This window comes from Propionivibrio limicola (genome assembly GCF_009469695.1).
GTDB classification, from domain to species: Bacteria; Pseudomonadota; Gammaproteobacteria; order Burkholderiales; family Rhodocyclaceae; genus Propionivibrio; species Propionivibrio limicola.
This window is the reverse complement of the sequence record NZ_SSSR01000032.1, coordinates 1-17,696: the sequence shown is the minus strand read 5'-3', so window position 1 is coordinate 17,696 and position 17,696 is coordinate 1. Positions and strand designations below refer to the sequence as shown.

Genomic DNA, 17,696 nt, shown 5'->3' with positions numbered 1-17,696 from the left:
CCGTGGATATCGGCGGTTACTACCGTCCGGACCCGCTCAAGACCGCGGCCGCCATGCGTCCGAGCGCCACGCTGAACGCCATCATCGACGCGCTGTAATAAAGCCGCCCCGGTAACGGGGCGCGTTGAAGCAAACCGAGCCCTTGCCCCGGAAACGCGGCAAGGGCTCTTTTTTGGTCGAACGAAAGACGCAGTAAAATTCCGCGCTCCTTCAACAAACGGCGCCCCATCCGATGAACACGCCAGCTCACCTCCCGCCGCCCTTCGCCGGCCTTCAACCCGAACCGGTCTGGCGCCATTTCGCCACGCTCTGCCACATCCCCCGCCCCTCGAAAGGCGAAGCCGCCCTGCGCGAACATTTGCGCCAATGGGCGATCGATCGCCGGCTCGAAGCCATCGTCGACGAAGCGGGCAACCTGATCATCCGCAAGCCGGCCTCGCCCGGCCGGGGAAACGCCCCCGGCACCATCCTGCAGGCGCATCTGGACATGGTCTGCCAGAAGAACAGCGACACGCCGCACGACTTTGACAAGGACCCGATCACGCCCATCCTGCGCGACGGCTGGCTGATTGCTGAAAACACCACGCTCGGCGCCGACAACGGCATCGGGGTCGCGCTGATTCTGGCCGCGCTGGAAGATGATTCGTTGATTCATGGCCCGCTCGAAGCGCTGCTCACGGTCGACGAGGAAGCCGGCATGGGCGGCGCACGCGGCCTCGCGGAAGACCTCTTGCGCGGGCGACTGATGCTCAATCTCGACACCGAGGAATGGGGCCAGTTTTACCTCGGCTGCGCCGGCGGGCTGGACGTCAACGTAAGCCGCGCCGGCCGGGCCGAACCGCTACCGGACAATTTCTCAGGCTGGCGGATCGACTTGCGCGGACTGCGCGGCGGCCATTCCGGCGCCGACATTCACGAGGAGCGCGGCAACGCGATCAAGCTCCTGGTGCGAGTCCTGCGCGATCTGGAAGAAAAACTGTCGCTGCGCCTGTCCTGCCTTGAAGGCGGCTCGGCGCGCAATGCGCTGCCCCGCGAAGCCTTCGCCTTGATCGCCCTGCCAACGGCTCAGGCGAGCCGGCTCAATGATCTCCTGGAAAGCTGGCAGGCTTGCCTTGCCACCGAACTGGAGGGCGTTGAGAACGAGCTGACGCTTCGCTGCCAACCGGCGAACATCGCACACGCCATGTCCGCCGAGAACCAGGCCGCTTGGCTGGCCTCCCTCCACGCCGCGCCCCATGGCGTAAGGCGCATGAGCCGTCGCCTTCCCGGCGTTGTCGAAACATCAAACAATCTGGGCATCGTCACGCTGACGCCGGCCGGTGGGGAATGCAACTTCATGGTCAGGTCGCTCATCGACAGTGCCGGCACCGCGCTCGCCGACGAGATTGTCAGTCTTTTCTCGCTGTCCGGCACGATGGCAGAAAAGTCCGGCCACTACCCCGGCTGGGCTCCGAATCCAGCATCGCCGCTGCTCGCCTTGTGCCAGTCGGTTTACCGCCGCGAATACGGCGAAGACGCCACGGTCCACGTCATTCATGCCGGACTCGAATGCGGCCTCATCGGCGCCAAGTATCCTGAACTCGACATCGTCTCCTTCGGTCCAATTATCCGAGGCGCGCATGCGCCGGGCGAGGCTGTCGAAACAACTTCCGTCGCACAAATCTGGAAGCTTCTGACAACCATTCTGACAACGATCGGAACAGGAGTGCCCTGCCAGCCATCCAGCAAGGCTCAAATCAACGTCGGATGATTGACTGATTGCACAAGACTTGTTACAAGGTGGGTTTGCTTTCTGGCACTGTCTGCAGGGATGTCCTGCACCGGAAAATTTTACGATTCAGCAAGGAATGGCATGATTAAAAAGATTCTTTTCCAGGACACGAGTTTCCGTGACGGATTCCAGTCCATTTTTGGCGGCCGCGTTTTCACCAAGGATTTCATGCCAGCGGTTGAAGCGGCCGTAGCGGCAGGCATCACGCATTTCGAAGCCGGCGGTGGCGCCCGCTTCCAGACACCATTCCTTTACTGCGGCGAGTCGGCGTTCGACATGATGGACACCTTCCGCAAGACGGTCGGTCCGGATATCCGCCTGCAGACACTGGCGCGCGGCATCAGCGTGGTCGCCCTGGAGGGGCAACCGGCCGACATGATCGACCTGCACGCCAGGATGTTCAAGAAGCACGGCATGACCCGCATCCGTAACTTCGATGCGCTGAATGACGTCAACAACCTGATCTATTCCGGCCAGTGCATCGCCAATGCCGGCCTGGAACACGAAGTCGTCGTCTCGATGATGGAACTTCCCCCGGGCTGCACTGGCGCCCACGACGTCGACTACTACGTCAAGACGCTGCGCGAAATCCTCGACGCAAACATCCCGTTCTCCAGCATCTGCTTCAAGGACGCTTCCGGCACCACGAATCCGCACAAAGTGCACGAAACCTTCAAGGCCGCCCGCAAGCTGCTCGGCGACAAGGTGGAACTGCGCATGCACACCCACGACACCTGCGGCACCGGCATCACCCAGTACGTCGCGGCGATCGAAGGCGGTTGCGACGGCGTGTGCGTTGGTCGCGCTCCGCTCAGCGGCGGCACGGCCCAGCCTGACCTGTTCTCGCTCTGGCACGCGCTCAAAGGCACCGACTACTGCCTCGACATCAACGTCGAGAAGATCATGGAAGCCAACATGATCACCAAGGAGTGCCTGAAGGATTACGAGTTCCCGCCGGAAGCGCTGGCCATCGACTCCAACGTGATCTTCAGCCCGATGCCGGGTGGCGCGCTGACCGCCAACACGCTGATGATGCGTGAAGCCAAGACCTTCCACCGTTACCCGGAAGTCATCCGGGCCATGACCGAATGCGTGGCACGCGGCGGCTTCGCGGCTTCCGTTACGCCGGTTTCCCAGTTCTACTTCCAGCAGGCTTACGCCAACACAATCATCGGCCCGTGGAAGAAAATCACTGAGGGCTACGGCAACATGGTGCTCGGCTACTTCGGCAAGACGCCGGTGCAGCCTGATCCGGAAATCGTCAAGATCGCCTCCGAGCAGATGAAGAAGCCGGTCTTCACGGGCGACCCGATCAAGAATCTCGAACCAGGCATTCCGAAGGCCACCAAGCTGCTTCAGGACAACGGCCTGCCGGTTACCGAAGAGAATCTCTTCATCATCGGCGCCTTCGCCACCAAGGGCGGCAACAAGGGGCTCGACTTCCTGCTCGGCAAGGGCAAGGTCGCCGTTCCGAAGAAGGATGCGAGCAAAGCGGCCGCCCCGACCGCCGCTGCACCGGCCACGCCCGGCTACACGACCGGATACCACATCGCGGTCAACGGCATGGCCTTCGACGTGCAGGTGCAGAAGATGTAAGCCGTACCACGCCGCCGGAAATCCGTTCCGGGCGGCGCTTCGCTGCCGTATCAACGACATGCCTCACTCGCTGAGGCATGTTTCATTGAACCGGCGCGAAAACATCGTGACTAATGCCAGTGTTGCTGCAAAAGCAAAGCCTGGCGCACACGAACGAGTTTCGACTCCCGCATCACCCGCGCAGCATTCTCCGATGCCCGAAACATACAAGTCTTGCCGCCGCACTGACTTGCACAGGAAACATAACAAAGGAACAGCGGCCCCTTTGGCTGACACGTAGAAACCGCCCGGATTCAGGCGCTGAAGCGCCATGGGCGACAAGGAGAAAGAATGTCTGAAGTTATTGTCATCGGTCACCGGAACCCCGACACCGACTCGGCCTGCTCGGCCTGGAGCTATGCCCGCCTCAAGAACGCCATCGATCCCGAAAACCGCTATCTGGCCGCCGTGTGTGGCCCGCTCGGCAACCAGGCCAAGTTCGTCTTCAGCAACGCCGGGCTTGAGCCGCCAACGTACGTCAAGGACATCAAGCCGCGCGTCGTCGATGTCGCCGATGCCGACGGCCTCCGGCTCGACAGCAACGACCCGCTGCTGATGGCGTTCGAGGATCTCGACGAGAGCACCATCTCCGTCGTCCCGGTCTTCGAAGGCGCCAACAAATTCGCCGGCATCATCGGCATCCATGAGATGACCAGCTATTTCGTGGAAAACAGCCTCAAGGCACGGCCCGCGCACACCTTCCGCGCCGACAACATCCAGCGCGTGCTGCCCGGCCGCTTCATCCAGCGTGGCCAGCAGGAAGAGTTCGAGGCACCGTTCATGATCGGCGCAATGAATCTGGAGCACTTCGTGCGGCGACTCAATGAACTGGGTTCCGCAAAACCGATCATCGTCCTCGGCAATCGCCCCGAACTGATCAACCACGCGATCAGCCAGCAAGTACCCGCCATCATCCTGACGGGCCTTGAAAAGGATGAAGTGCCGAGCGTCGATTTCAGTGCGTTCAGCGGCCTCGTTTTCGTCTCGGAATATGACACCGCCGAGACTATCCGCCTGCTGCGTCTTTCGGTCCCGGTCAAGCAGATCATGGACGCCGAGCCGCTTTGTCTGGCGCACGACGAACTGTTCGACAACGCCAAAAAGACGCTCGTCAGCTCCGAGTACCGCGGCCTGCCCGTGTTGCGCGACGGCAGCTACGTCGGCAGCGTCACCCGTTCCAGCTTCATCGAAAAGCCGCGCCGCAAAATGATCCTGATGGATCACAACGAACTGGGACAAGCCATTCCCGGCGCCGAAGACGCCGAGATCTGCGAAATCCTCGACCACCACCGCCTCGGAGCCGAGAAGACAAGCAAGCCGATCTACCTGTACTCGAAGCCGATCGGCTCGACCTGTTCCATCGTCTACATCCACTACCGCATGGCCGGCGTCACACCGGACAAGTCGGCGGCGATCGTCATGCTCTCCGGCCTGCTATCCGACACCATGCTGCTCCGCTCGCCGACCACGACACCAGAAGACCGTGTCTACGCCGGCGAACTCGCCCAACTGGCTGGCGTCGATCTGCAGGAATACGGCTCGCAACTGCTCTCCTGCACGACCTGCCTGAAATCCACCGACCCGCTCCAGATCGTCAAGGCCGACTTCAAGGAATACGCCGACGGCGATCTCTCCGTCGGCGTCGGCCAGGTGGAGGTCAGCACCCTTGAAGACATCGACGAAGCCAAAGCCCGGATGCTGGACGCGCTGAACACGGCCCGCAAGGAACACAACCTGACTTGGGCCCTGCTGCTGGTGACCGACATCATCAAGGAACACAGCGTTCTGCTGTGCACGACGTGGGCCGCAGGCGAAAAAGAACTCGCCTACAAGAAACTGGAAGACAACCTCTTCGACCTGCCCGGCGTTCTCTCGCGCAAGAAGCAACTGCTGCCGGAAATCCTGCGGATTCTCGACGTGCTGAAAAAGAAATAACGCGCCGAACACTGCCACACAACGGGCCAGCACTGTCTGGCCCGTTGTTTTTTCTGCGCTGCTCGAAACTGCCGGCCATCACCATGCTCTCCCGCGGCAACTTCAAAAAAGCCGTCAGGGGTGCAATACACCCCGATCCTTTGTTAAGCTTAACGATTCTCCCGGAAACCCAAGCCCCCCCAGCCCCATCGCCCGGGCAGAGAAACTCCACAGCCATTCGGCGCCCCTTGTCGGCGAAGAAGAGGATTGAAAATGTTTTACCGTATCGCGCCCCGATCAACGCTTTTGGCACTCTGGGCGCTTGCGACGCTTTCCGGATGCGCCGTTGTCGGCCCGGATTACGTCGCCCCCAGCCTGTCGGACAACAACGTCCCGACACAATGGACATCGCGCACCGACACCGCCGCTTCCACAGGCACGACACAAACGCCGACCTCCCCGTGGTGGGCCGAGCTTTCCGACCCCGCCCTGGACGAATTGGTCAGCGCCGCACTCGCCGACAGCCCCACGCTTGACGCCGCGATCGCCAAGCTCGCCCAATCCCGATCGCGGGTCACACAAGCCGACGCTGCCGGCCTCCCCGCAATCGACGGCAGCGCGGGCGGCGAACGCGGCTCGTCGTACGAAACAAGCTACCGGGAGTCATGGCTGTCAGCCAACGCCGCGTGGGAAATCGACCTCTTTGGCGCCGTCCGTCGCGGCCGCGAGGGCGCCCTCGCCCGCGAAGCCGCACAACGGGCGACGCTCGCCGATGCGCGCCTGAGTCTGTCCGCCGACGTCACCGACACCTACCTGAGTTACCGCGCCTGCCAATCCCACATCGCGCTCAGCGAACAGGACGTCGCCTCGCGCGAGGCCACCGAAAAGCTGACGGCGGCCAGCGTGGAAGTGGGCTTCACCGCGCCCTATCAGGGCATTCGCAGCATGGCATCGGTCGCCGAGGCAAAGACCCAACTCGCCGCAACACGCGCCCAGTGCGAGCGCCTGGAAAACCTCCTGACCCGTCTGACCGGCGTCACCCGACCGGCGTTGATGAGAATCCTGGCCGACAAACCCACTGGTCTGGAGCGCCTTCCGGTGCCGAAGCATTTCAGCATCGCCATCCCGACCGAAGCGCTGAGCCAGCGCCCGGACATCCGCTCGGCGGAACAAAATGTCGCCGCGGCCTCGGCCGACATCGGACTCGCCGAAGCCGACCGTTACCCCCGCCTGACCCTCAACGGCACACTTGGCTATTCGGCCGACAAGGCGGGAGGAAGCGGCTCTTTGTCATTCGGCACCTGGTCGTTCGGCCCCTCGCTCAGCCTGCCGATTTTTGACGGCGGACGCCGGGCGGCGGCGGTCGAAATAGCCAAGGCCCGCTATGACGAAGCATTGGCCAATTTCCGGTCCACGGCCAGACGCGCCGTGCAGGAAGTCGAGGACGCGCTGACCCGCTACGCCGCCGCGCACGAACGGGCCGAAAACGCGCGCGTTTCCGCCGGGCAATATCAGCGCTTTTTCGAGGCGGTCGAGGTACGTTACCGCGAAGGGGCAAGCGACCTGCTCGAACTCGAAGACGCCAGACGCGCCATGCTGAGCGCCCAGCAAACCCTGCTCGGCGTCCAGCAGGAGCGCCTGCAGGCCTGGGTTGCGCTGAACAGGTCGACCGGCGGCGCGGCACAGTACGAATCCGCAGCGCTGGCCCCCGACGACACGCACACCGTTGTCCAAACCTTTCCCGTAAAGTGAGCCTTGCCATGCCGCTCTCCAACTTCCCTGCGCCCATCCCCGCAAAAACCAAGCGAATGGCCATTCTTGCGCTGACGCTCGTCATCGTCTCGCTGCTCGGCCCGGCTCGCCCGTCGAGCGCCCAGCCTCTTCCGCGAGCGACACCTCTCCAGAAGCAAGCGGCCGTAGAGGAAGCATCGCCCCCCGCCCGCCCGACCACGGTGACCGGCCAAACGCCACAGCCGATCACCGTCATCAAACCCAAAGTCGACTTCTGGCCAGAGCAGGTGGACGCCAAAGGCAACATCATGCCTTGGCAGGAAAGCCATATCGGCACCGAAGTCGGCGGTTTGCGGCTGCTCAGCGTACTCGTTAACGTCGGCGACATTGTCAGGAAAGGACAGGTTCTGGCGCGCCTCAACCCGGCCACCGTTGAAACCGAACTCGAAACGGCCAAGGCACAGTTCGAGGAAGCCGAGGCCACATTGACCCAAGCCGTCGCCACCCTCGAGCGCGCCAAACGACTGATGCCGTCAGGCGGCGTCAGTCAGCAGGAAATGATGCGCTACGAAACGCAGAAGCACACGGCGGAAGCCCGCCTCAACGCGGCCCGCGCCCAGCTCAAAAAACAGCAGCTCAGGCTGGATAACACGACGCTGGTCGCCAATGACGACGGCGTCATCTCGGCCAGCGCCGCCAGCGAAGGCGCCATCGTCCAGTCCGGCAGCGAACTCTTCCGCCTGATCCGGCAAGGGCGGCTGGAATGGCGCGCCGAAGTCGATGGAGAAACGCTCCTCAAGCTCTCGCCAGGGCAGGAAGTCACGGTCAAGAGCCCGCTCGGCACTGACGTCAAGGGACGAGTGCGCCAAGCTTCCCCCGCCGTCGATCTGACCACTCGCACCGGTCTTGCCTACGTCGACCTGCCGACGGAAGCCCATCTCAAGGCCGGCCTGCGCGTTTCCGGGACGCTCACCGTCGGCAAGCGCAGGGTCCTGTCGGTGCCGGCCACCGCCGTTCAACGACAGGAGGGCGGCGCCCGCGTATTCAAGGTCGGCGAAGATAACAAGATCGACGCGGTGGATGTAAAGACCGGACGCGTAAACGACGACTGGATTGAAATCACCGCCGGACTCGACGAAAACACGCCAATCGTGGCTAACAGTGCCAGCCTGCAAAAGGACGCCCCCGCCAAGGCCGTGCAGCCCCCGCGGCAACCCGAGCCAAAGAAAGCCGTCTTGCTAAATACCGGCGCGAGCACCTGACCGAAACACTATAGTGCCGTGAGGGCTCAATCCAGGCACGGATTACGCACTAAACAAAAAAGCCAATCCGGAGATTGGCTTTTTTGTTTGATCTGATTGGCGCGCCCGAGACGATTCGAACGTCCGACCCCTGCCTTCGGAGGGCAGTACTCTATCCAGCTGAGCTACGGGCGCGCAGAGGGGTGGGAGGATAACCGGTTTGTGCTCACAAGTCCATCCCGGGCAAAATTTTCCTTACTTTGACCGCTGCTGCCGCGCGGTTTCGAGGTGGCGGCAAAGCAGTTCGGCGCCGTCGAGCAGACGCGGAGTGTGGCGCTGGATCAGGTCGGGCGGAATGAAGAACAGGTTGTTGCGGGCAACGGCCGTAATCGACGTCCAGCGTTTCCAGTCATCGAGCCATTCGGGGCGCGCCTCCCCCATGCCGCTGGCGATGATGGCCTCGGGGTTGGCGGCAACGACCGACTCGACGGTGACGACCGGGGCCAAGGCATCGAGCTGACCAAACACGTTTACGCCGCCACAAAGGCGGATCACGCTCGATATGATCTGCTTGCCGCCGACGCTGGAGAGCGGCTGTTTCCAGATCTGATAGAAGGTGCGTACCGGGGCGCGTTGGCTGTAGCGCTTTTGCAATTCGGCATGACGCTCGCGCAAGCGTCGGGCCACCTCATCGCTGACCTGACGAGTACCCGCCAAAATGCCGAAACGTTCAATTTCGCTGGCGATGTCGTCAATTCGGTCGGGCTGCGAGACGTAAACCGGAAAGCCGAAGGCGCGCAGCTTGTCGATGTGGGCGGGGGTATTGCCGCTGTGCCAGGCGATGACCAGATCGGGTTTAAGCGCGGCGATGGCCTCCAGATCGAGACGCGAATAGCCACCGACGCGCGGGATCTTTTTCGCCGCTTCCGGAAAATCACTGTATTCGACGGTGCCGACGAGCCGGCTCCCGGCTCCGGCCGCAAAAAGCGTTTCGGCCAGATGCGGCGCCAGCGTGACGATGCGCTGGGCCGGACGCGCAAGGCGCACGGTCGCCCCGGCATCATCCTTGACGCTCACCTCAGCCGCACTGGCCAGGCTTGCAACAGCGCAGAAGAGAAGGAAAAACGCGCGTTTCAACATGCGGACGACCACGCCTGAACGGCCTGCGCCAGACGCTCCCATTCCGGCTCGCTGCCGGGCAGCCCGAAACGTATAAGCCCGTGCTGGTCGAAGCGGCGGGTCAGGATGGCGCGGCGGGCAAAATGGTCGAACACGGCCTCAACGGCAAGCGGTTCGGCCGTCCCACTGACGGTACAGAACAGATCCGTTCGACTGACTTTTCCCAGCGGCGCAAGCATTACCGCCAGCCGCTGCGAGTCGGCGCGCAGGCGTGTACGCATGGCCGCTTGCCAGCCGAAATCCTCCAGCGCGGCACGGGCGACGAGGCGACATGGATTCGCCACCGGCCACGGCCCAAGGATTTCGCGCAGGCGACCGAGCTTCTCGGCATCGCCAAAGACAAAGCCGACGCGGGCACCGGCCAGCCCGAAGAATTTGCCGAGCGAGCGCAGGACGATCAGATTCGGCGCCGCCTCGCTGCCAGCCAGGGAAACGACGGTGTTTTCCGGCTCGGCGTCGGCAAACGCTTCGTCGACGATCAGCCAGCCGCCGCGCTTGTGCAACTGCGCCGCCGCGTCGAGCAGACTGGCACGCTGATATGGCGTAGCGGTCGGATTGTTCGGGCTGCACAGCTGCACATAGGGGGTCATGGCGGACAGCGCCCGTTGCAATGACGGCAGACGGCGCAACTTGTGACCGGCCTTCTCCCAGGCGTGCGGGTGCTCTTCATAGACCGGGGAAACGCAGGTCACAGCCGCCGTTTTGAACAGGAAGGGCAAGGTCTGGATCGCCGCCTGCGACCCCGGCAGAACCAGCAGACGGTCATTGCCGTAGTACGCGGCGGCCGCGGCTTCGAGGCCATCGTTATCTTCCGGCAGGCGTTGCCAGCAGAGCGGATCGATCGGCGGCACCGGATAAGTGTGCGGATTGATACCGGTCGACAGGTCGAGCCAGTCGGCCAGCGGAATCCCGAACTGTTGCGCGGCCAGCCGTAGGCGGCCTCCATGTTCAAGCAAGCGAAACTCCCAGCATCAGATAAAGAAGCAGCCAAAGGGCCAGACTCCGCCGGACCAGAGTCAGCGCGCGAGGAATGTCCTCGCCACGCGCCGGGCGGCCTTCACCAAGCACCGGGCGTTCTTCGAGCTGGCCGTGATAGAAGGCCGGACCGCCAAGGGCGAGGCCAAGGCTGCCGGCACCGGAGGACATCACTGGCCCGGCATTCGGACTCTCCCACACCGGCGCCTGCCGACGCCAACAGGCCAGCGCCCGACGCGTCTGGCCGAGGAGCGCGTAAGAGAACGCGGTAAGTCGGGCGGGCAGAAAATTGAGAAGATCGTCGATACGCGCCGCGGCCCAGCCGAAGCGCAGGAAGCGCTCGGTCTTGTAGCCCCACATGGCATCGAGCGTATTGGCCAGCCGGAACAGCACGGCGCCGGCACCGCCGAAGAGCATGAACCAGAACAGCGCGCCGAACACGGCATCGTTGCCGTTCTCCAGCGTCGATTCGACGCACGCCTTGGCGACGCCCGATTCGTCGAGATCGGCCGTATTGCGCGAGACAATCCAGCCGACATGCTCACGGGCAGCGGGCAAATTGCCGGCGGACAGATCGGCGCCGACGCGCTCGGCGTGCTCGGTCAGACTGCGCCCACCGAGCGCGAAATAAAGCAGAAAGGCTTCGAACACCCAGCCCAGATAGTCGCCGCGCTTCATCAAGAACGCCAGCGCCGTCCACGGCAGCACGGCGAGCGACCAGGCGATGAGGCCGTTCACCCGACGCTGTTGACCACGGTTGAACAAGCGCTCGATACGGTTGGCCAGCGTGCCGAAACCGACCAGCGGATGGAAACGGCGGACTTCGCCGAACACCCGGTCGAGCAGGACGCCGGCCAGCGCGGCGAGCGGCAGCCAGAGAGCGGGAGGAAGATCAAACGCGAATGGATCGGGTGCAAACGGGACAGGCATGAGAAAATCGGGGGCTGCAAAGCGAGCGAATAAAGCCGAGAACCCGGGATTTTACGATGAATACACCTCACTCCCCCAACAAAACGCCCTGCCTGATGGTGCAGGGTTGCACCTCCGACGCCGGCAAGTCCGTGCTGGCCGCCGCCATTTGCCGCGTGCTGGCCCGGCGCGGCGTGCGTGTCGCCCCGTTCAAGCCGCAGAACATGGCGCTCAATTCGGCCGTGACCATTGACGGCGGCGAAATCGGCCGCGCCCAGGCATTACAGGCGCTGGCCGCCGGCGTGCCGCCGCACATCGACTTCAATCCGATCCTCCTCAAGCCATCGACCGACAAGCAGGCGCAGGTCATCATCCACGGCAAGGCGCACGCCGACCTCAACGCCCGCGACTATCACGAGTACAAGCCGCGCGCGATGAAGGCCGTGCTCGAATCGTGGGAGCGGCTGTGCGCGGCCTACGATTGCGTGATCGTCGAAGGCGCCGGCAGCCCGGCGGAAATCAATCTGCGCGCCCGCGACATCGCCAACATGGGCTTCGCCGAGACCGTCGACTGCCCGGTGATCATCGTCGCCGACATCGACCGCGGCGGCGTCTTCGCGCACCTGGTCGGCACGCTCGAACTCCTGTCGCCGAGCGAACAGGCGCGGATCAAGGGTTTCGTCATCAACCGCTTCCGCGGCGACATGAGTCTGCTCGAGTCGGGCCTGACCTGGCTGGAAGAGCGCACCGGCAAGCCGGTGCTCGGCGTGCTGCCCTACCTGCACGGCCTCTATCTCGACGCCGAGGACGCGCTGCCCAAGGGTCAAGAGGTGAAGACCGGCGCGAATTTGCGCGTAATCGCCCCGGCCTACCCGCGCATTTCCAACCACAACGACCTCGATCCGCTGCGCTTCCATCCCGACGTCGATTTCCGCTTCGTCGGTCCGCACGAGCCGGTACCGCCAAGCGACCTGATCGTGCTGCCCGGCTCGAAGGCCGTGCAGGCCGATCTCGCCTGGCTGCGCGCCATGGGCTGGGAAGCGGCAATTCAGCGTCATCTGCGCTACGGTGGCAAGGTCATCGGCATCTGCGGCGGGCTGCAGATGCTCGGCCAGGCGCTGCACGACCCGCTCGGTTTGGAAGGCGCGCCGGGCAGTCAGCCGGGACTCGGCCTGTTCGATTACGAAACGACGCTGGAAGCGGAAAAAACGCTGGAAAACGTCAGCGGCACCCTGACCCTGCCGGGTTCGCCCACGGTCGCCGGTTACCGCATCCACATGGGCGTGACGCACGGCCCGGCACTGGCACGGCCATCGACGCAACTCGGTGGGCAACCGGAAGGCGCGATGTCCGAAGACAACCAGATTCTCGCCACCTACTGCCACGGCCTGTTCGACCAGCCGGAAGCCCTGAACGCCCTGCTCGAATGGGCCGGCCACAAGCCGAGCGCCAGCTTCGACCCGAACGCCCGCCGCGAACGCGATCTCGACCGGTTGGCGGATGCCGTCGAACAGCATCTCGACCTGAAGCGGCTGGCCGAGTGGCTGCCGCTCAACGCAGAAACAACGGCATAAAAGAGGGCTAACGAATGAAATACAGCGTCACCGGACTAATTCTGATCATCATCGGCGGCGTCATGCTGGCCGACAACCTCGGACTGCTGCGGGTCAACTTCACCCATCTTCTGCATACCTGGTGGCCAGCCATCCTGATCGCCATCGGCATCAGCTTCTTCTTTCCCGGCGGCGGCAAAAGGCGCTGAGCAAAGCCCGTTGCCCACTGAAAAAGCAACGATTCACCACCAAGACACGAAGGGCACAAAGTTTCACCAAGAAAAACGAAGCATTTACTTGGTGCGATCTTGGTGTTCTTGGTTGCTTGGTGGTTCGCTTTTTTTCGCTAGCCCGCCTAGCCGGCAACCGGCGACTTGAGCACCAGCGGCAGACCGGCCGCGACCAGCGTCACCTGCTCGCACACGGCCGCGACGCGCTGGTTGAGCCGCCCCTGTTCGTCGGCGAACAGGCGGGATACGGCGGCCATCGGCACGATGCTCCAGCCCACTTCGTTGGAAACGAGGATAACGCGGCCGGGCAACTGCGGCAGGACATCCACGAGCGCCTGCACTTCATCGCGAAAAAGAGGGCAATCGACCGCCTCGCCGGCTTCGGCCTGACGCGCCGCTTCACCGGCAAACAACAGGTTGGACAGCCAGAGCGTCAGGCAGTCGACGAGCAGACAGACGTCCGGCGCCGCGTGCTGGCGCAAGGTCGCTGCCAGATTGAGCGGCGACTCGACCAAGCCCCATTCCGCCGGCCGCCGCACGCGGTGATGCGCCACGCGGCGCTCCATTTCGCCGTCGAAAACCTGTGCTGTGGCCACATACACGACGCGCAATCCACTCTCATGCGCCCGCCGTTCGGCCTGCACGCTCTTGCCCGAACGGGCGCCACCAATGATCAGCTCTCTCATGGGGCCGAGATTAACACGACAACCCCCGGCGTATAATCAGCCGCTTTTCGGGCTCTCCTGCCACTATTCGCGCCATGAAATTCTCGATTCCTCCGCTCAGCCACGACCTCGACGCCGCCCTGCAACACAAGATCGACAACAAGACCAAGCCGCGCGGCTCGCTCGGTCTGCTGGAGAAAGTGGCGCTTCAGGTCGGCCGCATCCAGCAAACGCTGTCGCCCGCCTTCAAGAACCCGCACCTGCTGATCTTTGCCGGCGACCACGGTGCGGCAAAGGAAGGCATTTCGGCCTATCCGCAGGACGTCACCTGGCAGATGGTCGAAAACTATCTCGCGGGAGGGGCCGGCGCCAACGTCTTCGCGCGCCAGAACGGCCTCGCCCTTCAAGTCATCGACGCCGGCGTCGCGCACGATTTCGGCCCGCGCGACGGCCTGATCGACGCCAAGATCGCACCGACCGGCACGCGCAGCTACCTGAGCGAACCGGCGATGACGCTCGAAGAGTGCGAAGCCGCTCTGCGCAAGGGAGCGAAAATTGCGCACGGATTGGCTGATGCCGGATGCAACGTGATGGGCGTCGGCGAAATGGGCATCGGCAACACCGCCGCGGCTTCGCTGATCACGCATTTGCTGACCGGCACGCCGCTGATCGACTGCATCGGCCGCGGCACCGGCCTCGACGACGCCGGCCTCCAGCGCAAACGGGAACTTCTGTCCACGGCCGTCGCCCGCGCCCAATTGCCACCGAACGCTGATCCGATGCAAGTGCTGTGCGAATTCGGCGGCTTCGAGATCGTGATGATGGCCGGCGCCCTGCTCGGCGGCGCCGAGCGCGGCATGACGTTGCTGATCGACGGTTTCATCGTCACCTCGGCCCTGCTCGCCGCTTCGCGCATCGCCCCGAACATCCGCGACTACTGCATTTTCTGCCATCGCTCGGCCGAACCGGGACATCAGGCGCAGATGCGCGACCTCGGCGGCGAACCGCTGATCGACCTCGGCCTGCGCCTCGGCGAAGGCAGCGGCGTCGTCATCGCCTACCCACTCGTATGCTCGGCGCTCGTCATGCTCAACGAGATGGCCAGCTTCGAATCTGCGGGCGTTAGTCAGAGCGCCGGTTAGAAAACAAAGCGAACCACCAAGGCACCAAGAGCACAAAGTTTCACCAAGAAAAACAAAACCATGCGAGGCCTTTCTTGGTGAAACTTGGTGCCTTTGTGTCTTGGTGGTGAAGGTTTTTCTTGTTCACTCCGCACTTTTGTCCTGCCCGAGCAAACTCAGGCGAACCAGCGCCGGCACGCCGTCGACGCCGAGTTTGGTCATCATGCGCGCTTTGTGCACTTCGACGGTGCGCGCACTGATGCCGAGCAGATCGGCGATTTCCCGGTTGTGGCGCCCCTTGACGACTTCGACCATCACTTCGCGTTCGCGCGGCGTCAGCGTCGCCAGCAATCGATCCAGCTGTTCGCGCTGACCAGTCCGCGTCTGCGCGGCTTTCTGACGGGCAAACGCCTCGTTGATGGCGGCGAGCAGGCGGCCATGATCCACCGGCTTTTCGAGGAAATCGACCGCCTGCGCGCGAAACGCCTCGCGCGCGCAGTCGACGTTGCCGTGCCCCGTCATGACGATCACCGGCAGCGTGCTCTCCATTTCGAGCAGACGCTTCTGGAGTGCCAGCCCGTCCATGCCCGGCATCCGAATATCGACGAGCAGACAGCCACGCCACTGCGGACGGAAAGCGCTCAAAAAGCTTTCGGCATCCGCAAACATGACCACCGGGTGCCCCTGCAAGCCCAGCAGCAATCCGAGCGCGTCGCGCACCGCCGGGTCGTCATCCACAATAAAAACCGTATACGCGCTAGACGTCATCGCTGCTGACCCCCTCTCCATTTTCTTCTGTCGGCAATATCAATTTGAACAGACCATAACCGGTTTCTTCCGCTACCAGGGCGCCGCCGTGCGCCTCGGCGATGGCGCGGCTGATCGCCAGCCCCAGGCCCAAACCGCTCGACTTGGTCGAATGGAAAGCCTCGAACACGCGCGCCGCTTTCCCCTCTGCAATCCCCGGACCGCTGTCCTCGACCCGAATGCAAGCCCGCCCCTCGTCGAGCCATTGGGCCGCCACCCGAACCCGCCGCTCGCCGACGGGCTTTTCCGCCACGGCCTCGAAAGCGTTGGAGATTAGATTGCGTAACACCACCTCAAGTTGCAGACGATCGGCCAGCAACACGGCTTCCGGCGCCGGATCGACGGCGAATTCGACCCCTTGCTTGGCCGCCTTCGTCTTGAAAGGCTCACTGGCGGACAGCAACAAATCCGCAAGAGACAGCCGTTCGAGCTTGGTCGCACCGGTCCGGAAAAAGTCGCGCAACCGACGCACCACATCGGCCGCACGGTAGGACTCCGCCACCATGCGCTTGACGATTTCGCGCAGCCGATCGCCGTTTTCGCCACGTTCGAGCAACTGTTCGCACGCCATGCCATACGCCGACAGCGCGGTCAGCGGCTGATTGATTTCGTGCGCCACGGCGCCCGCCATCTCGCCTGCCGCCGCAAGCCGCAAGGTTTGCCGCAGCTCCGCACTAATCCGCTGGCGCTCGTCGATGATGACGCCGATAAGCAAGCCGACCGAAGCGAGCACCGCCCCCATCAGCTGCATCTCGAACACCATGACCGTCACCAGATGCAACAACTGGACAGCAACGATGATGCCCCCCTGCATCACGAAAGCCGCAATCGTGACCCCGGCCAACCCCTGCACGGATGCCGCCCAGACGAGTGGCAAGAAAAGCAGATGGAAGTATTTGAAGTTGTCGACCTCCCAGCGCCCGAAAGCCACACCGAGCATCGTGATGAGCAACGTGACATAGCCGATCGTCTCCCAGCGTGGCAGGAGGCGCAGCAAACGAGCGGGGCGCTCGAACAGCAACCAGAAGAAAGGCATCGACGCGATGACGCCGACGCAATCGCCGACCCAGAAGCGCAGGACGGAGACACGCCACTCGTCGACCGGAATCATGCCGGACACGAAAAGGATCAGCAGGTACAGGGAACTGGTCAGGAAGGTGCCGAAGACGACGATGGCCAGCCACGAGAAGAAATTGCGTTGGCTGGACAGCCCGCCGTTGCGATAGACGAAATGGCGCAGGATATCGGCGATTTTTCCATAGCCGATCACGAGAACGAGCGACTGCACGAGCGTGCTGAACAGCGGCGAAGGAAGCCCCCGGATCACATACTCGTCAGCCAGCAAGGCGATGAACCAGGGCAGCGCCGCCCGCCGCCCGAAGCGCAGCGAGCACGTGAGACCGAGCGCCAGCGCCGGGTTCCACGGCGTAATGTTCAAGCCATGCAGTGCATGCAGGTAACTCGCCCAGTCCAGCAAGGCATAGACGGCGATGAACAGCATCCACCAGAGGAAAGACCGGGCTTTATCAGGCATCGCGACGAAAACGGAAAAAATAGGGACGCAGAATCGATGGGCCGGATTGTCTGCTTTTCGCCGGAATCACGCATCCGTTTTCCGCGTACGGGCTTCCCGTACGTCAGCGCGCCCCCCAAGCGCAACAGCCCTTTGCACAACGGATGCAACGAGATCGCCCATTGGATCTCTCTTCGCGTTTTCCGTAGGGGTGGTTCCGGATTTTCAGCCGCTTGCGTTTCCTCTAGGCTACGCCCCGCTTCAGTCTTACCACGTGTCTCAATTGCGCTTTGCGCCCTTGGTGGCAAAGCGTTCTTCAACTCAAAACTCAGAGGGGGTCAAATGACCAAAGCTGCAGATATGTTGTTCCACCTGCTGAAAATCCTCGCCGCGCTGTTTCTGGTCGCGATGATCGTGATGGTTTTCGGCAACGTTGTCCTGCGTTACGCGTT

Annotated in this window: 15 protein-coding genes and 1 tRNA gene; 9 read left to right on the top strand and 7 right to left on the bottom strand. The window is 63.1% G+C overall.

What is annotated here, in order from left to right; all coding sequences use genetic code 11:
* Window positions 1-2 precede the first annotated feature (2 nt).
* The 6 genes from GH659_RS15180 to GH659_RS14525 all read left to right on the top strand — a co-directional run bounded on the left by GH659_RS15180 (window position 3) and on the right by GH659_RS14525 (window position 8,313).
* Window positions 3-98 (top strand): NADP-dependent isocitrate dehydrogenase, encoded by a 96-nt coding sequence (locus GH659_RS15180; protein WP_425499990.1) that lies wholly within the window; start codon window positions 3-5, stop codon window positions 96-98.
* Window positions 99-232: 134 nt separating this feature from the next.
* Window positions 233-1,750, top strand: a complete 1,518-nt coding sequence (locus tag GH659_RS14545; RefSeq protein ID WP_153112157.1) for an aminoacyl-histidine dipeptidase — start codon at window positions 233-235, stop codon at window positions 1,748-1,750.
* A gap of 102 nt (window positions 1,751-1,852) precedes the next feature.
* Window positions 1,853-3,367: a biotin attachment protein gene (locus GH659_RS14540; RefSeq protein WP_170285902.1), complete on the top strand. Its 1,515-nt coding sequence runs from the start codon at window positions 1,853-1,855 to the stop codon at window positions 3,365-3,367.
* A gap of 330 nt (window positions 3,368-3,697) precedes the next feature.
* On the top strand, window positions 3,698-5,341 hold the full coding sequence (locus GH659_RS14535; RefSeq protein WP_153112156.1) for a putative manganese-dependent inorganic diphosphatase: 1,644 nt from the start codon (window positions 3,698-3,700) through the stop codon (window positions 5,339-5,341).
* Between the two features lie 252 nt (window positions 5,342-5,593).
* On the top strand, window positions 5,594-7,072 hold the full coding sequence (locus tag GH659_RS14530; RefSeq protein ID WP_153112155.1) for an efflux transporter outer membrane subunit: 1,479 nt from the start codon (window positions 5,594-5,596) through the stop codon (window positions 7,070-7,072).
* Between the two features lie 8 nt (window positions 7,073-7,080).
* The gene (locus GH659_RS14525; protein WP_153112154.1) at window positions 7,081-8,313 is read left to right on the top strand and encodes an efflux RND transporter periplasmic adaptor subunit; all 1,233 of its coding nucleotides are present in this window, start codon (window positions 7,081-7,083) and stop codon (window positions 8,311-8,313) included.
* A gap of 97 nt (window positions 8,314-8,410) precedes the next feature.
* Here GH659_RS14525 and GH659_RS14520 read toward each other — a convergent pair.
* The 4 genes from GH659_RS14520 to cbiB all read right to left on the bottom strand — a co-directional run bounded on the left by GH659_RS14520 (window position 8,411) and on the right by cbiB (window position 11,376).
* Window positions 8,411-8,487 (bottom strand) — tRNA-Arg (locus GH659_RS14520).
* A gap of 60 nt (window positions 8,488-8,547) precedes the next feature.
* Window positions 8,548-9,432, bottom strand: coding sequence for a cobalamin-binding protein (locus GH659_RS14515; protein ID WP_211364273.1), 885 nt, complete (start codon window positions 9,430-9,432; stop codon window positions 8,548-8,550).
* On the bottom strand, window positions 9,426-10,427 hold the full coding sequence (gene cobD / locus GH659_RS14510) for a threonine-phosphate decarboxylase CobD (RefSeq protein ID WP_153112153.1): 1,002 nt from the start codon (window positions 10,425-10,427) through the stop codon (window positions 9,426-9,428). Before cobD ends, GH659_RS14515 begins: the two co-directional genes overlap by 7 nt.
* On the bottom strand, window positions 10,420-11,376 hold the full coding sequence (cbiB, locus tag GH659_RS14505) for an adenosylcobinamide-phosphate synthase CbiB (protein WP_153112152.1): 957 nt from the start codon (window positions 11,374-11,376) through the stop codon (window positions 10,420-10,422). Before cbiB ends, cobD begins: the two co-directional genes overlap by 8 nt.
* Before the next feature lie 56 nt (window positions 11,377-11,432).
* Here cbiB and GH659_RS14500 point away from each other — a divergent pair, with 56 nt between their 5' ends.
* Together GH659_RS14500 and GH659_RS14830 are read left to right on the top strand one after the other, a co-directional pair.
* A complete protein-coding gene (locus GH659_RS14500; protein ID WP_246167895.1) occupies window positions 11,433-12,929 on the top strand; it encodes a cobyric acid synthase in 1,497 nt (498 codons plus the stop codon).
* A gap of 14 nt (window positions 12,930-12,943) precedes the next feature.
* Window positions 12,944-13,117 carry a LiaI-LiaF-like domain-containing protein gene (locus GH659_RS14830; protein ID WP_170285901.1) on the top strand — a complete coding sequence of 58 codons (174 nt, stop codon included), beginning with the start codon at window positions 12,944-12,946 and terminating at the stop codon, window positions 13,115-13,117.
* 146 nt (window positions 13,118-13,263) lie between these two features.
* Here the strand turns inward: GH659_RS14830 and cobU are convergent, their stop codons facing one another.
* A complete protein-coding gene (gene cobU / locus GH659_RS14495) occupies window positions 13,264-13,824 on the bottom strand; it encodes a bifunctional adenosylcobinamide kinase/adenosylcobinamide-phosphate guanylyltransferase (protein ID WP_153112151.1) in 561 nt (186 codons plus the stop codon).
* Between the two features lie 74 nt (window positions 13,825-13,898).
* On the opposite strand from cobU, the gene cobT reads away from it, so the two are divergent.
* Complete coding sequence (gene cobT / locus GH659_RS14490; RefSeq protein WP_153112150.1) at window positions 13,899-14,945, top strand: nicotinate-nucleotide--dimethylbenzimidazole phosphoribosyltransferase; 1,047 nt, start codon at window positions 13,899-13,901, stop codon at window positions 14,943-14,945.
* A 123-nt stretch (window positions 14,946-15,068) separates the two neighbouring features.
* Here cobT and GH659_RS14485 read toward each other — a convergent pair whose 3' ends face one another.
* Window positions 15,069-15,692: a response regulator transcription factor gene (locus GH659_RS14485; protein ID WP_153112149.1), complete on the bottom strand. Its 624-nt coding sequence runs from the start codon at window positions 15,690-15,692 to the stop codon at window positions 15,069-15,071.
* A complete protein-coding gene (locus GH659_RS14480; RefSeq protein ID WP_153112148.1) occupies window positions 15,682-17,265 on the bottom strand; it encodes an ATP-binding protein in 1,584 nt (527 codons plus the stop codon). The genes GH659_RS14485 and GH659_RS14480 overlap by 11 nt, the downstream gene beginning before the upstream one ends.
* Window positions 17,266-17,696 lie beyond the last annotated feature (431 nt).